The following is a 16,050-nucleotide window of genomic DNA, read 5'->3' on the forward strand; positions in this document are numbered from 1 at the left end:
CTGATCCCGACGTAACGTCACCGCAGCGGTGACGTCACCCCGACCCCGCAACCTCGTGGGTATGGCCAGCACACCGCGATTCCTGCAAGGCGTCTTCTCGTTCACCGGACACGGTCTGGACAAGCCCGAGCTGATCGATCCCAGCCTCAGCTTCGTTGTCCCCGAGGGTACGACGGCTCAGCCACTGTACTTTCGCGGCGGGAATTCGAGCGACGAGCTGGTGGTCGTCACCTTGCTGCGCGACGGCAGCCCGATGCGCATGTTCCCGATGGGTGCCAAGAGCGGGGTGAACATTCCGCTGCGGGTGGTCGAGGACGTCGATCCGGACACGGTGCTCGACTTGGTCGTCGCCGCCCCTGCCGGAACCAGCGGAGAGGTCGTCGTCGATTTCGGTCTGGTGCTGATCTGATGACCGCGGGCAAGCAGCGGCTGCTGGTGGTCGGCAACGGGATGGCCGGTGCCAGGGCGGTCGAGGAGATCATCAAGCGCGGCGGCAGTTCGTCGTTCGAGATCACCATGATCGGCGACGAGCCGTACGGCAACTACAACCGAATCATGCTCTCGCACGTGTTGTCCGGCGAGGCCACCGTCGACGACGAGGACCTGATCCTCAACCCGATGAGCTGGTACAGCGAGAACGGCGTCACGCTGCACGCCGGAGACCGCGCGATCTCACTCGACCGGTTCTCCAAGACCGTCGTCTGCGAGAGCGGTCGGTCCGTCGACTACGACGTGCTGATCATCGCCACCGGCAGCAACACGTTCTTCCCCAACATGGACGGTCTCCGCGAGTCCGACGGCAGGCTGGCGCGCGGCGTGTTCGGCTTCCGCACCATCGCCGACACCAACGGCATGCTGCAGATGGCGCAGTCGCGCGACGACGTCTGCGCCGTCGTCATCGGCGGCGGTCTGCTCGGACTCGAAGCCGCATACGGCTTGCGCACGCAGGGCCTGGAAGTGAACGTGGTGCACTCCCCCGGTCACCTGATGAATCAGCAGCTCGACGAGCGTGGCGGCCGCGTACTGCGGAACAAGATCGAGTCACTCGGCGTCGGCGTGCACACCTCCAAGCGAACCAACTCGGTGTTGCGCTCCGAGGACGGCGTCGTCACCGGCGTGGGGTTCAACGACGGCACCTCGCTCGCCGCTGACATGGTGGTGGTCACCGCGGGCATTCGTCCCAGCGTCGATTTCGCTCGCGCCGGCGGACTGGTGATCGAACGCGGAATCGTCGTCGACGACCAATTACGTTGCGAGGACGAGGGTTCCATCTATGCCGTCGGTGAATGCTGCCAACACCGCGGCGAGGTCTACGGCCTCGTCGCTCCGCTGTGGGAGCAGGCCGTCGTGTTGGCAGACGTGCTCACCGGAGCCGATCCCACTGCGGCGTACCACGGTTCGCGTCTGACCACCAAGCTCAAGGTCGCCGGTGTCGACGTGGCCTCGATGGGGATCACCGCCCCCGAACGCGACGACGACGAGTTCGTCCAGTTCTACGAGCCGCGCAGCGGTACGTACAAGTCGGTGATCGTGCGGAACAACAAACTCGTCGGTGCCACCCTGCTGGGCGACATCTCCAAGGCCAACTTCCTCACCCAGGCGTTCGACGAGAAAGTGCCGTTGCCCGACGAGCGCATCAGCATGCTCTTCGACATGGGAACGCCCTCTGCGGCAACAGGAGCCGCCGAATTGGCCGACGACGTCCAGGTGTGCAACTGCAACGGCGTCACCAAGGGAGCCATCGTGGCCTGCGTACACGCAGGCGCGAAGAACCTCGGCGACGTGACCGCGAAGACCCGGGCGGGCAAGGGGTGCGGATCGTGCAAGGGACTGGTGAAGGACATCATCGCGTGTGTAGCAGGCGGTGCCGTCGAGGCCGACCCGACCGCAGACTGGTACGTGCCCTGTATTCCGATGACCAAGCCGGAGCTGATCGACGCGATTCGCGCGCAGGATCTTCGGGCGGTGTCTGCGGTCTTCGCCGCGTTGGCGACCGGTGGAGCGGAGGATGCCGCGGCCAAGATGCCGTTGGCGTCGTTGCTGCGGACGGTGTGGGGCCCGGACTGGGTGGACGAGCGCGGCGCGCTGTTCATCAACGACCGAGTCCACGCCAACATCCAGCGGGACGGCACATTCTCGGTGGTGCCGCAGATGAAGGGTGGCGTCACCACCCCGGATCAGTTGCGCAAGATCGCCGACGTCGCGGACAAGTACCACGTTCCGCTGGTCAAGGTCACCGGCGGTCAGCGTATCGACCTCCTCGGCATCAAGAAGGAAGACCTGCCGAAGGTGTGGGGCGATCTGGACATGCCCTCCGGGTTCGCGTACGGCAAGAGCATGCGCACGGTGAAGACCTGCGTCGGCAGCGACTTCTGTCGCTTCGGCCTCGGCGACTCGACGGCACTGGGCATCGCCCTCGAAGAACGGTTCCAGGGCTTGGAGACTCCGGCGAAGTTGAAGCTCGCGGTCGCGGGCTGCCCGCGCAACTGCTCGGAGGCACTGTGCAAGGACTTCGGCGTCGTCTCGGTGGGTGAGGACAAATGGGAGATCTACGTCGGAGGTGCGGCCGGTGCACACATCCGCAAGGGCGATCTACTGGCCACCGTGACGGGGGCCGAGGAGGTTCTGACCGTGGCAGGCAGGTTCATTCAGCATTACCGTGAGAACGCCCAGTGGCTCGAGCGAACGTACGCGTGGGTTCCGCGTGTCGGTCTCGAAGAACTGCAGTGCGTGCTGATCGACGACCGCGACGGCATCGTCGCCGGACTCGACGAACGAATGCAGGCATCGGTGGACGGGTACATCGACCCGTGGCAGGACCGCGCCGCACCGAAGTCACCCGCCCAGTTCACCCCATCGCTGCCCCTGCTTCCGCTGCCACAGGTGCCGGTCCGATGAGCGTGCCGGTCGGGGCCGTGGAGGACCTGACGCCCGGCGAGGGACGGGCCTACGTGGTGGACGGCAAACAGGTGGCGGTGTTCCTGCTCCGTGACGGCTCGGTCCGTGCGATGGATGCCGTATGCCCGCACAAGGGCGGACCGCTGGCAGACGGTCAGATCGACGGATCCATCGTCGTGTGTCCGCTGCACCAGTACACCTTCTCGCTCGACGACGGCACCTGCCCCAGCGGCATCGACTCGGTGCGCACCTACCCCGCCGCAGTGGTGGACGGAAAAGTCACCGTGGAGCTGTAACCGGCACGGTTGAACGACCGAGAGCCTGACCCCCTACCCTGTTCCAGTGAGCGAATCAGGCGAGGAGGCACGGCAGGGAGCCGTGAATGCGTTCGTGGAGGAAGATCGCCTCGGTCTCTTCTCGTTCGCCGTTGCCGAGAAGCGTTCCGAGTACCTGGCTGTTCTCCGGGCATTCGACACCGCACGAGCCAACTACGTCGTCCTGCTGCACTCCGGAGACGTCGCCGACCTCATCGCACGCAGCTCCGGGCACCACGAAGCGCTGAGCACCCTCGACATCGCGCCTCTGCTCGATCAGCTCCACGCCTGGGGCCTGCTCGAACGCAGCTACGACGGCACCCGCGCCGCCACCCTCGCCGAGTACCGCAACCGTCACTTCGTCTACCAGTTCGGCCAAGCCGGCTACAAGGCCTACCGAGCGGTCGAGGACGTGCTCGGGGCCCGCCTGGACGACGCCGCCCTGTCGCGGCTGGTGCTGCCCGAGCTACTGGCCGACATGCACGAGCTGGCCGAGGCGAACCGTCAGGCCGACGGCGATCGCATCTACCGCAAGCTCAGTCGACTCGATTCGACGTTGTCGGAGATGGCGACCCGCGCCGCCCACTTCTACCTGGTGCTCGGCGACCTCGTGCGCACCACCGAGATCACGCCGGAGTCGTTCCTGGTCCACAAGGACGCCCTGCTGACGCACATGCGTGAATTCAGCTCCGACCTGACCCGCTACGCACCGAAGCTCGCCGAGGCGATAGCACTCGTCGAGAGCACCGGAATCGAGGAACTCGTCGAGCGAGCCGCGATCAGCGACGAACGAGTCTTTCTCACCGTCGCCGAACGCCGCGCCGACTGGACCGATCGCTGGGCGGGCCTCTCGCACTGGTTCGTCTCGGCCGAGTCCGAACTCAGCGAGTCCGAGCGACTCCGCGAGGGCACGATGAGCGCGATCGCCGCCGTGCTGTCGCTGCTGCGCCGGGTCACCGAGACCCGCAAGGGCGGCGTCAGTCGCGAGAGCCAATTGCGCCACCTGGCCGGTTGGTTCGCTGCCGCACCGACCGAAGACAGCGCGCACGCTCTGTTCCATGCCGTGTTCGGCCTCGGCAGACCGCGGCATCTGTCGATGGTGCATCCCGACGCAGACATCATCCCGACATCCCGATCGTGGTGGGAGGCACCTCCGGTCGAGATCTCGCGCACCCTGGCCGAGACCGGACGCACCCCGACCCCCGGTGTTCCGGGACGGGTGCAGCGCAACGACGGCGGCATCAGACGGCTTCGCGAGCAGCAACTCGAGTCGCAGCGATCACGCAGTGCCGCAGCGCAGTCGCTTGCCTCCGCCGGAATCCACGACCGGATTCTCGACGAGCAGGAAACCGAGGTGCTGTTGAGTCTGTTGAATGCTGCGTTGACCGCCCGGGTACGCGTGAGCGGACGCACCTCCGACTCGTCCGGATCGGACAGCGGCGTGCGCCTGACGCTCAGCGACAGCGACCGTTCGACGATCGTGCGGACCAGCAGAGGCCGGTTGCATCTGGACCGCCTCGCGCTCGAGGTCAGCGAGGTGGCACGCCGATGAGAGCTCGCGAGATCTCCACCCTCGCACTGGATTCCTACCAGCGGGCCGCCCGGGTTGCGCTGTCGAATCACCTGGTGACCACGACGTACCCCGATCGGATCGCGCTGCCACTGCTGCGCAGATGGGCCACCGAGTTGCGCGAGGATCTGCTCGAGCTGTTCGGGTATCGCCTCGAGGTCACCGAGACCACGGCTCGCCTGTTCCCGGTGATCGACGCACTCGACGACAGTCAACCCGCGCGAACGCCCACCGACCGAATCTTCGACCGCCGCAGGTACGCGTACCTGGCGTTGGCGCTGGCGGCACTCGGCCGGGCGGGCAACCAGATCACTCTGTCCGAACTTGCCGATCATGTTGCAGCAGAGGCGAGTCAGGTCGACGGCGTCGAGCTGACAACCGACCGGGCAAGCGACCGAGACGCGTTCGTCGACGCGATCGGGTGGCTCGCGACACGCGGGGCCATCGCGTTGGCCGACGGTGACGCGAGCGGCTGGGCGAACAACCCGTCCGCAGGCGAGGCGCTCTACGACATCGACCGTCCCGTCGTCGTTGCCATGTTCAGGCCGCCCCGCGCCGTGCAGCATCTGCGGTCGATTCGCGGTTTGCTGGCCGGCTCGGACGCCGCGATCGACCCCGAGGAATCCGATGCGGGACAGACCGATTCCGGGCGTGAGGCAGATCCGAAGGAAACGCTGCGTGCGGTACGCCGTGCGTTGGTGGAGCAACCGGTCGTCTATGTCGACGATCTCGACCCGGACGGCCGCACGGCCCTCGCCGCGTCGCGCACCGTTGCCGACGTCGAGTTGCTGACCGGCCTCGTTGCCGAGCGTCGCGCCGAGGGAGTGGCCCTCATCGACACCTCGGGACGACTCTCGGACTACCGATTCCCCAGCACCGGAACCATTGCCCAGGTCGCATTGCTGATCGCTGGCGAGATCTCGGACCGGGTGATCGATCCGGATGCACCCGCGCTGGCGACCTACCCCCTTCCCGACGGTGACGCCCTGATCGAGCAGTTGGACGGTGCCATTCCCGACGGTGGAGTTTTCGGTGATCTCGCAGAATTCGGGTTCGGTTCCGATGCAGGGACATTAGACGATGCGGTGGGCAAGAAGCAGTATCCGCTGATCGAGGACAGTTGGTTGGTCTCGGTGGTCGACGATCTCGTCGAACGGTTCGGTCGTACGTTCGCTGCTCAGTGGCAGACCGATCGCGACGGCCTGCGGCTCCGATCGATCGCGATGCTGCATCGACTTCGATTGATACACAGCGTGTCCGGCGGCGTGCTGGTGCTGCCGGTGATCGCGCGCTACCGCGACGTGATGGTCAGCGTGCGCGATCGGACCCCGCAGGATTCGCTGTTCGGTACCGAACAGTCCCCCAGTACCGACCAGTCAAGCAGCACCGATCCATCCGAAGTAGAGGCTTGAGTAGATGACCGCACACTCGTCACGTTTCCGGCCGACGCGAGCAGGGATCGTCAACCTGTGGGACTACCGTGATCAGGAGTTCTCCTTCGCCGACGGTCGTCTGGTGTTGCGTGGGCCCAACGGTTCCGGCAAGACCAAGGCTCTCGAAGTGCTGTTCCCGTTCGTCCTCGACGGTCGTATCGAACCGCGCCGGCTCAATCCGTTCGCCGGAGAAGAGCGGACGATGAAGTCCAATCTTCTCTACCGAGGGCAGGAAAGCGCACACTCGTACGTGTGGATGGAGTTCGGCCGCGGGTCACGCGAGGACCCCGAATCGGTGACGGTCGGAATCGGCATGCGGGCGAGCCGCCACAACGACAAGGTGACCCGCTGGTACTTCGTGGCCGACGGCCGAGTGGGCGTCGACTTCTCGCTGTTGGGTTCCGACGACCGTCCGTTGACGAAGAAGCAACTCGGTGAACAGCTGGGCACCGACGCATTGACCGATCGCCCGGTGGACTATCGCGCCGCGATCGACGCACGCATGTTCGGGCTCGGGGCGCAGCGCTACGACCAGTTGATCAATCTCATTCTGACACTTCGCCGTCCGCAGTTGGCCAAGAACCTCGACCCGAAGGGGCTCTCGCAGGCGTTGACCGACGGCCTGCGTCCGTTGGACGAGCAGCTGGTGCTCGAAGCAGCGCGCTCCTTCAGCGACATGGAGGAGGTTGGCCGGGCGCTCGAAGGACTGGCGCAGGCCGATCACGCCGCCAAGAACTTCGTCTCGGTGTACTCCAAATACCTTCGGGTGCAGACCCGTTCGGATGTCGAGCAGGTCTCGCGCCGGCTCGAGGCGGTCACTCATGCGACCACCGCACACTTCGCCGCTGCCGCTCTGAAGGACCGCCGTCTGCTCGAACGTGCGGCTGCGGAAACCCGATTCGACGAGGCCGAACGCGCACTGGATCAGGCCGTCGCAGACCGCGAGACCCTACAGCGCTCGAGCGCGTACGAGGGCAAGCAGCAACTCGACGATCTGGCCGAATCCGCTGCGAAGCTGGAGATCTCGACCGCCCAGCAGGCCGACCGCGCCCGCAAGGCTCGAGGAGAACTGGAACAGCGCACCACCGAAGCGGCTCGGGCCGATTCCGCACTCCGGGATTCCGTTGCCGGGGTCACCCGCGCCGAGGAGGAACTGCAGACTGCAGCCGAGGACGCGGGGATCGTCTGGACACCACTGCCGGGAACGGCCCGTAGCGACCAGATCAGCACCGCGCTGCGTGGCCACGCCGAGGAACGCGACGGCGACGTGCGGGCGGTTCGCGAGGCGCTGGGAACCGTCGAGAAGGCGTCGACGGAACGCACTCGTGCGGAGAAGTCCGCGTCGAAGGCCAGAGAGATGCTCGAGGCCGCGTCGGCTGCGGTCACCGAGGCCGAGGCGACCGTGGACCTGGAGAAGGCGCAGTTCGCTTCGGGACTACGAGCCTGGTGGTCGAACAATTCGGCGCTCTACTCTGCTGCGGGCATCACCTCCGTAGCTTTCGAGGCCCTCGACGCGGCGTTGGCACACGTCGGCGACGACGACGCCCCGAGCCTGGAATCGGTGCTGGCCGAACAGACCGCAGACGGTATCGACGCGCTTCGTGCCCGGCAGGCACAGGCCCGCGTGGACGTATCGACCCGCACGGCCGAGCTGAACGCGCTGCGCGACGAACTGTCCCTGGTGCGGGCCGAACACGATGACGCGCCGCCGCAGTTCGCGGCGCGGACCGACTCGCGTGCGGATCTGTCGGGTGCCCCGCTGTGGCAGCTGGTTCGGTTCGCGGATTCGGTCTCCAGTGCCGACGCCGCCGGAATCGAATCCGCGCTGCAGGCGGCGAATCTGCTCGACGGCTGGATCCATCCGATCGCGGATTTCCCCGTCGACTCGAACTCGGAGCAGTATCTGTCGCCGCTGCCGGAGGCCGCGAGGCCGACCGGGACCACGTTGGCGTCCGTCCTCGAAGCTGAGCCCGGCACCGCCGTATCGGAATCGCGCGTACTCGACGTGCTGAATTCGGTTGCACTGCAACAGGACCAAAGCGCAGTCTCCGGCGGTGCCGTCTCGGTGGGCGTCGACGGTCGGTACTGGCAGGGTGTGCAGCAGGGTCGCCACACCAAGGCCGATGCCGAGTACATCGGTGCGACGGCGCGGGCTCGTCGGCGTGAGCACCGCATCGCCGAGCTCGGTGCCGCGATCGATACCGCAACGGCCGCGCTGGAGACCGCGACGGCCGACGAACGATCTGCGCGCGAATCGGTGCAGGCACTGGGTGCGGCCGCCAAGCAGCTCCCCCGGGTCTCGGCCATCGTGAGAGCGCAACGCGCCGTCACCGCTGCCGCTGGAGCGCTACGCACGTCCACGGAGGGTGCTGCCGCGGCGGACCGTGAGTTCGACCAGGCGATCGCAGACCTGTCGGCGAAGGAGAAGCAGCTGCGCACCGCCGCCGTGGCTCACCGCACCCCACATATCGGCCGCGACATCGATGCCCTCGCCGCTGCGATTCGGCATTTCGAGCATCAGGGCTCGGTGGTGATCCGCAAGCGTGGCGATCACACGCGCGAAGCAGAACGCGCCCGCGAAGCAACCAACCGGCTCGAAGAGGCGACCGGCCTGGCCGAGGAGCTCGCCGAGGAAGCGGCGATAGCCGAAGAGAACTACCGACAGCAAGTGCAACGGCTAGAGCTCCTGAGCGAGAAGCTCGGTGCCACCGCCGAACAGATCGACACCGATCTGGAGAACGCACGCGAACGCATCGAGAAATGCCGCGCCGAGCAGCGGGCGGCGCGCAAAGCGGACAAGGAAGCCGGCGAAGCGATCGGCAAGGCCGAGGGTGCCTGCAACACCGCGCTGGAAAGCCTGCGCGGTGCCGTCACCGAAACCCTGGGCGACGCCGTGCGGCTGGCGCCCTACGCTCGCAAGGACCTGCTCGGCATCCTCGGTGTCCACGAGGCGTACGCCTGGCCGGCCAGTGATTCTGCCTGGTTGACCGTGGAGCAGATTCTGTATCGAGTTCAGCAGGCCGACGGTCCCGACGACGAGGTTCCGGTACTACCGCCGGTCGTGAGCGCACTGCATTCGGCACTCGACGCAGCGACGGCGTCGGTGAAAGTCAGTGACTCGAGCCGGAAGTCGACCCGGACGGCCCTGACGAGTGCGCTGCAGGAGTTCGACTCGCAACTCGCCGCATCGGGGCAGGACTACCGTTTGCAGTGGGATGCGCCGGACGGTTTGACCGTCGTACGAGTTCAGGACGAGCAGGGCTATTCGTCGGTCGGAGATTTCGCCGACCGCATCGGCGCGGCGAGGGCCGATCAGGAGTTGCTGCTGACCGAGCAGGAGCGCCGAATACTCGAAGATGCACTGCTGACCGGTCTGGCGCAGCAGATTCACGAGCGCACCGTCGACGCACGCGAGCTGATCGCCCAGATGTCTGCGGAGATGAAGCAGCGCCGCATGTCGTCGGGCAACACGATCGGTGTGCACTGGGTGCTCGCGGACAACCTCGACGACGGGGCCCGGGCGGTGTCCAAACTGCTCGACCGCGACGCCTCGGCGTTGAACCAGGACGATCTGGCCGCAATGCGCGCCCACTTCGCGTCGGAGATCAGAATCGCTCGCGCGGCGCATCCGGAACGGTCCTATCCCGAGATCCTGTCCACGACACTGGACTATCGCCGCTGGCGCGTGTTCGCCTTCACGCTCATCAGCGGTGACGGCACCGAGGATCGTCTCACGGTCGCACGCCACAGTGCGCTCTCGGGCGGTGAGCAGTCGGTGTCGCTGCACCTGCCATTGTTCGCCGCCGCGCACGTGATGCTGTCCTCCGCCGATCCACATTCACCTCGGCTGCTGGCGCTGGACGAGGCGTTCGCCGGTGTCGACGACAACGGCCGCAGCGAATTGCTCGGCCTGAGTGTGCAATTCGACCTCGACCTGTTCATGACCGGATACGACCTGTGGATCACCTACGGGGACGTCCCCGGCTGCGCGCACTACGACCTGGCGCATTCGACAGCCGAGAACACCGTCAGCGCAGCACTTCTGGTGTGGGAGAACGGCGAACTGTTCGCCGAGCACGACGGTACCGACCTCGCCGCCGCACTCGGGTCACCGCTGACGCGCCGGGTGCCGACCCGAACCGAAGGTGGGCTGGAGTTTGAGCGGTAACAGCGAATGGCGCGGCAGCGTGGAATTGGGTGCGCTGCTCGATGCGGCACGAAAGAAGTTGGAGTCCAACTGGCTTCGGGTCGGCGGCAACATCACCGTGGATCTGAGCGATGCCCCGGAGCTGTGGCGTCTGTGCAGCGCGATCTCTCGGTCCAACTCGAGTCTGCATTCTCGGGCGCGCAGCACCAGACTCGACCTGGAGCGGTTCGACGCGTGGCTGAGCCATCCGCTCAACGGTGGCCTCGGACTGATCGACACCCTCACGTCGCAAGCCCCGTTGCAGGACAAGAAACGGATCGCCGCCGACAAGGCTCAGGTGCGTGCCGATGCACTCGATCGGGCCAGGGAGGTTCTCGGCGGCGGCACCGACCGAGAATGGATCGAGCACTGGATCGCCTCGTTGCTCAACCAGGACGGCACCCTCGGCGGCCGGGTCGCCGTCGACGCGCTCGAGGTGGCCACGAAGGTCCTCGCGATGCTGCCGGTGGACGGGATGTCGCTCACCGAGCTGGCCGAACTTGCCTGCGGGGACACCAAGGCACTCTCGGCCGGCGGTGCCCCGAAACTTGTTCTGGATGCATTGTCGTTGCGCGAGAACGTCCCTCGGCCCGTCGATCCGGTCGGTATCAGGGCGTTGTGGGAGACCGCGGGTGTGTCGGTCGACGCGGTGTCCAGCCGGGTGCTGGTGCTCGGTTACCGCGTCGACGAGACCCATACCGTGGCGGGGTGGCTGAACGAGGCTGCCGACGAGGGCATCCCCTTCCCCGTCACCGTGGACATGCTCATGCGCGGGACGCTCACCAACAGTTCGGCCACGGTGTTCGTCTGCGAGAACGTGGCGGTTCTCGCCGCCGCAGCCCGCACTCTCGGGGCGAACTGCGCGAGCCTGATCTGCACGGACGGTCAACCATCCGCAGCGGTACACCGGCTGCTGACCTCCCGCGCGCCGGGGACCACGATTCGCTGGCGTGCCGACTTCGACTGGGCCGGACTGCACATGGTGAAACGAGCACTCTCCCGGTACGACGCGGCGCCGTGGCGCATGGACGTCGACTCCTATCGACATGCGCTCGACGCACGAAATTCCGAACCGCTGAAGGGCCATCCGACGGACAGTCCGTGGGACACGGAACTGGCTGTCGCCCTGCGTGACTCGGGCCGGGCAGTCATGGAGGAACGACTCGTCCCGGATCTGTTGATGGATCTGCGAGCCGGGGATTCGACCTAACGCAGCGGAACTCCGAGCAACGCGTCGACTGCATCGGCGAAGGCGGCGGGTGCACCCGCATCCGATCCGCCGCGCTCGACTGCGAAACTCGCCCACGCGTCGAGCGCATCGAGGGCCTTGGGGGTGTCCAGATCGTCGGCCAGATGCTGCCGCAACCGATTGATCACGTCGTCGGCCGACGCTGCGTTCTCGAGCGCAGCGGCCCGACGCCACAGTGCGAGCCGAGTGTGAGCCCGTTCGAGAACCTCGTCGGACCACGGCCGATCCTGCCGGTAGTGCCCGGCCAGCAGACCGAGTCGCACGGCTGCGGGGTCGACGTTCTCGGCCCGGAGCTTGGAGACGAACACCAGATTGCCGCGGCTCTTGGACATCTTCTCGCCGTCGAGCCCGATCATGCCGGTGTGCACGTAGTGCCGCGCGAAACGCGGATCACCGGTCGCCGCCTCCGCGTGGGCGGCCGAGAATTCGTGGTGCGGGAAGATGAGATCGCTTCCGCCGCCCTGGATGTCGAAGCCGGTACCGATGCGGTTGAGGGCGATGGCCGCGCATTCGATGTGCCACCCGGGCCTGCCGGGACCCCACGGCGACGGCCACGACGGCTCGCCCGGCCGCACCGCGCGCCAGAGCAACGCATCGAGCGGATCCCGCTTACCGACCCGATCGGGGTCACCTCCGCGTTCGGCGAAGAACGTGTCCATCGTGGCGCGGTCGTAGCCGGACTCGTAACCGAACTGCTCGGTGGCATCGGCACGGAAGTACACATCCGGGTACTCGGCATCGTCGACGACGTACGCGGCACCGGACGCGACGAGCTTGCCCACCAGTTCGACGACCTCGTCGACGGACTCGACGGCGCCGATGTAGTCGCGCGGAGGGAGCACGCGCAGCGCTTCCATGTCGGCACGGAAGAGCTCGATCTCACGCGCTCCCAGATCGCGCCAGTCCTCGCCGTCGCGGTCGGCGCGCTCGAACAGTGGGTCGTCGACATCGGTGACGTTCTGGACGTAATGCACGTCCATGCCCGCGTCTCGCCACAGTCGGTTGATCAGGTCGAACGTCAGATACGTCGCTGCGTGTCCGAGGTGAGTGGCGTCGTACGGGGTAATTCCACAGACGTACATCCGAGCCGTCGAACCCGGGGTGACGGGTCGAACCTGACGGTCTGCGGTATCGAACAATCGAAGCGCTGGACCCTGTCCTGGAATTGTCGGGATCTCCGGGCTCGACCAAGAATGCATGCAACCGAGCCTATCCGAGCCCGATCAGAAGGCGGGCCAGGGTATGGGTCTGCTCGAGCGCGGCTCCGGCATGACCGGCCGCGCGATCAGCGCCTGCGCCCGATCGAGAACCGCGACCGTTTCGGTCAGGGTGATCTTGTCGACCAATCGTGGTGCGATGACCGCGTCGAACGTCTCGACGAACCGCACGACGTCGGTCATCAACGCGTCGTCCACCGCCTGGCCTGCCCACCCCCACAGCACCGTGCGCAGCTTGTTCTCGGCGTGCAGGCAGATACCGTGGTCGACTCCGTACACGTAGCCGTCCAGACCTTCGAGGGCGTGCCCGCCCTTGCGATCGGCGTTGTTGAGGATCACGTCGAGAACCGCCATCCGCTGCAGTCGCGGATCGTCGGCGTGGATCAGCGCGATTTCCTCGCCCTCGCCGTCGTACGCCTGCAGTACCGGAATCCATCCCGCCGGTACGAGATCGGGACGGCAGATATCGACGAGGTCGACGCGTCCCTCGGCGTGATCGTCGGGCGTGTCGATCCACTTCTGCACCATGCCGGGACCGAACGGCCCGTCGCGCAGAACCGTCGGCGGGATGACTCCCCAACCGAGGGCCTCGGAGATTTCGTAGGACGCCACTTCGCGGCCCGCGAGAGTGCCGTCCGGAAAATCCCACAGCGGAACCTCCCCGCGAACGGGTTTGTACACGCACCGCACGGCCGAGTCGCCCTCGCCCGCCTCGCACACCAGCGTGGCGTTGCTGGCCGACACCACCCGACCGACGATCGTCAGGTCGCCGGTCTCCATGGTTTCGCGGCCCTCGAACGGCGGCAGTTCGACGGTCAAGACTCGTCGACCTCGGTCACCGGTCCGAACGTCGCACCGCGGCGGTAGCCGTTGGTTCTGATGCAGACGTGTCCCTCGGGGGCCAAAGGCTGTCCGCACAGCGGGCACGGCGCACGGCCGGCCGCGATGACGCGCTCGGACCGCACCGCGAACTCGCGGGCCTGCACCGGAGTGAGGAACACCCGGACGGCATCCGGGCCCTCGTCGGTGTCGTCGAGAACGACCGATTCGTCCACCTCGACTTCGCTGACGGCGAGAAGTTCCACCACGACGGCGTTGGCGTCGGCATCCCAGCCGAGTCCCATCGTTCCGACGCGGAATTCTGTGTCGATCGGAGTCAGCAGCGGACTGGTGTCGACCGAATCGGTCTCCTCGGCCGGAACGTCGGCTCCGAACCGGCGGTGCACTTCTTCGAGTAGCAGCCCCATCCTGTCTGCGAGTACCTGGACCTGCTGCTTCTCCAGCGCGACCGACACCACGCGGGCGTCGTGCACCGCCTGGAGGAAGAACGTTCGGTCGCCCGGTTCCCCAACGGTCCCGGCAACGAAACGATCAGGGGTGCGAAAAACGTGTATGGCGCGCGGCATTGCACCTCCTAACGACTCGAACAGCTCCGCGAAGTGATTCTCGGAACTTTCATTATCGGCCACGGATCGACCGTGGACGGTATTGCTTGCCCTCCAGCCTGCCACCGATAGGGGTGTCAGCGCCGAAAGGGCGCTCTAGCTGCCTGCCCCACCACCGACGACCGCGTCGGAAGAGTCCGCATCGACCGATTCCGGCGTGGCGGGCTCCTCGGCCTTCGGCACGAACGCACTCAGATCGGACCCGGTGTCGTTGGTCCGTAGTACGAACGGCCGCGTCGAGGTGTAGCGGACGACACTGATCGAGGCCGGGTCGGCGACTATCCGCTGGAAGGAATCGAGGTGGGCCCCCATGGCGTCCGAGAGCACCGACTTGATGACGTCGCCGTGCGAGCACGCCACCCACAGCACGTCGCGGCCGTGCTGCGCGGCCAACCGGGCGTCATGTTCACGCACGGCCTGCACCGCGCGTTGCTGCACTGTCGCCAAGCCCTCGCCCTCCGGGAACACCGCAGCCGACGGGTGCTGCTGCACCACCTTCCACAGCGGTTCGGCCAGCAACTCCTTGATCGTCCGGCCGGTCCACTGTCCGTAGTCGACCTCGACCAACCGGTCCTCGACCACCGGCGAGAGCCCGAGCTTTGCCGCCAACGGCTCCACCGTCTGCTCGCACCGCAGTAACGGCGAGCGCACGATCTCGGCCACGGGAAGCTCGCCGAGACGATCCGCCACCGCCTGCGCCTGCTCACGCCCCCGATCATCGAGCTCGACTCCCGCGCTCCGACCCGCGAGCGTGCCTGCGGTGTTCGACGTCGAGCGGCCGTGCCGAAGCAAGATGACTGTCATTGCATCGAGCCTAATGAGGGTGAACCTACGTTGCCGACACGACCCCGCCGGCCAGCAGCCCGAGCACGACGACACCCAGCACGATGCGGTATCCGACGAACCAGTACAGCGAGTGGTTCGCGACGAACTTCAACAACCAGGCGATCGAGGCGTAGCCGAGACCGAAGGCGACGATCGTGGCGACCAGCAGCTGCGGGCCCGACGCGGCCAGCCCCGTGCCGACCGGCTCGAAGGCGTCGGGCAGCGAGAAGAGACCGGAGGCGGTGACCGCCGGGATGGCGAGCAGGAACGAGAATCGCACAGCCGCTTCGCGTTCGAGTCCGAGAAACAGGCCTGCGCTGGTCGTCGCCCCGGAACGGGACACTCCGGGGATCAACGCGAGGCACTGCGCCAGACCCATGACGATGCCGTCGCGGGTGGTCAGCTTCTCGATCGGACGTTCTTTGCGGCCGACCTTCTCGGCGATCGCGATGACGACGGCGAACGCGATCAACATGAACGCGATGAGGTACAGGTTCCGGGCACCGGTTCGGATCTGATCCTTGAACAGCAGGCCGAGAACGCCGATGGGGATGGTGGCGATGATCACGTACCACCCCATTCGGTAGTCGAGTCCGCGTTCGTTCTTGTGCTTCAGTCCGAGGAACCAGGCCTTGACGATTCTGACGATGTCGCGCCAGAAGAACAGCAGCACAGCGGCTTCGGTGCCGAGCTGGGTCACCGCGGTGAAGGACGCGCCCGCGTCCTCGTTCCAGAACACGCTGGACACGATGCGCAGGTGCCCGGACGAGGAGATCGGCAGGAATTCGGTGAGGCCCTGCACTGCGCCGAGGATGATCGCCTGCAGCCACGTCATGTCGATCATGCGGGGCCACCCTCCGAGACGAGCGTCGATGGACTGTCCACTGTCGATGCGCGGCCGCCGGCCTGCCCC

12 protein-coding genes are annotated in these 16,050 nt (G+C 66.5%); 7 read left to right on the forward strand and 5 right to left on the reverse strand.

Translation table 11 applies throughout. The annotated features are described in order from the left end of the window. The first annotated feature begins 61 nt into the window (after positions 1–61). From QM615_RS00970 to QM615_RS01000, 7 genes are all read left to right on the forward strand, one after another. Complete coding sequence (locus tag QM615_RS00970; RefSeq protein WP_149405788.1) at positions 62–409, forward strand: molybdopterin oxidoreductase; 348 nt, start codon at positions 62–64, stop codon at positions 407–409. Further along, the gene (nirB, locus tag QM615_RS00975; protein ID WP_149405789.1) at positions 409–2,898 is read left to right on the forward strand and encodes a nitrite reductase large subunit NirB; all 2,490 of its coding nucleotides are present in this window, start codon (positions 409–411) and stop codon (positions 2,896–2,898) included. Before QM615_RS00970 ends, nirB begins: the two co-directional genes overlap by 1 nt. Then, positions 2,895–3,194, forward strand: coding sequence for a Rieske (2Fe-2S) protein (locus QM615_RS00980; RefSeq protein ID WP_149405790.1), 300 nt, complete (start codon positions 2,895–2,897; stop codon positions 3,192–3,194). The genes nirB and QM615_RS00980 overlap by 4 nt, the downstream gene beginning before the upstream one ends. Before the next feature lie 82 nt (positions 3,195–3,276). Continuing rightward, complete coding sequence (locus QM615_RS00985) at positions 3,277–4,764, forward strand: TIGR02677 family protein (RefSeq protein WP_373557664.1); 1,488 nt, start codon at positions 3,277–3,279, stop codon at positions 4,762–4,764. Further along, positions 4,761–6,194, forward strand: coding sequence for a TIGR02678 family protein (locus QM615_RS00990; protein ID WP_149405792.1), 1,434 nt, complete (start codon positions 4,761–4,763; stop codon positions 6,192–6,194). The genes QM615_RS00985 and QM615_RS00990 overlap by 4 nt, the downstream gene beginning before the upstream one ends. Positions 6,195–6,198: 4 nt before the next feature. Further along, entirely contained in the window at positions 6,199–10,383 is a 4,185-nt protein-coding gene (locus QM615_RS00995; RefSeq protein WP_149405793.1) for a TIGR02680 family protein, read from the forward strand. Further along, positions 10,373–11,611, forward strand: coding sequence for a DUF2399 domain-containing protein (locus tag QM615_RS01000; protein ID WP_269594119.1), 1,239 nt, complete (start codon positions 10,373–10,375; stop codon positions 11,609–11,611). Before QM615_RS00995 ends, QM615_RS01000 begins: the two co-directional genes overlap by 11 nt. Here QM615_RS01000 and mshC read toward each other — a convergent pair. The 5 genes from mshC to QM615_RS01025 all read right to left on the reverse strand — a co-directional run bounded on the left by mshC (position 11,608) and on the right by QM615_RS01025 (position 15,972). Further along, the gene (gene mshC / locus QM615_RS01005; RefSeq protein ID WP_269594120.1) at positions 11,608–12,849 is read right to left on the reverse strand and encodes a cysteine--1-D-myo-inosityl 2-amino-2-deoxy-alpha-D-glucopyranoside ligase; all 1,242 of its coding nucleotides are present in this window, start codon (positions 12,847–12,849) and stop codon (positions 11,608–11,610) included. The genes QM615_RS01000 and mshC overlap by 4 nt on opposite strands. Before the next feature lie 24 nt (positions 12,850–12,873). Then, positions 12,874–13,647, reverse strand: coding sequence for an SCO1664 family protein (locus tag QM615_RS01010; protein ID WP_269594231.1), 774 nt, complete (start codon positions 13,645–13,647; stop codon positions 12,874–12,876). A gap of 35 nt (positions 13,648–13,682) precedes the next feature. Beyond that, a complete protein-coding gene (locus tag QM615_RS01015; RefSeq protein WP_269594121.1) occupies positions 13,683–14,273 on the reverse strand; it encodes a DUF3090 domain-containing protein in 591 nt (196 codons plus the stop codon). 135 nt (positions 14,274–14,408) lie between these two features. Continuing rightward, positions 14,409–15,116 carry a histidine phosphatase family protein gene (locus QM615_RS01020; RefSeq protein ID WP_149405798.1) on the reverse strand — a complete coding sequence of 236 codons (708 nt, stop codon included), beginning with the start codon at positions 15,114–15,116 and terminating at the stop codon, positions 14,409–14,411. Between the two features lie 25 nt (positions 15,117–15,141). Beyond that, the gene (locus QM615_RS01025; protein WP_502941864.1) at positions 15,142–15,972 is read right to left on the reverse strand and encodes an undecaprenyl-diphosphate phosphatase; all 831 of its coding nucleotides are present in this window, start codon (positions 15,970–15,972) and stop codon (positions 15,142–15,144) included. Positions 15,973–16,050 lie beyond the last annotated feature (78 nt).

Source organism: Rhodococcus sp. IEGM 1341 (assembly GCF_030056895.1).
Classification (GTDB): domain Bacteria; phylum Actinomycetota; class Actinomycetes; order Mycobacteriales; family Mycobacteriaceae; genus Rhodococcoides.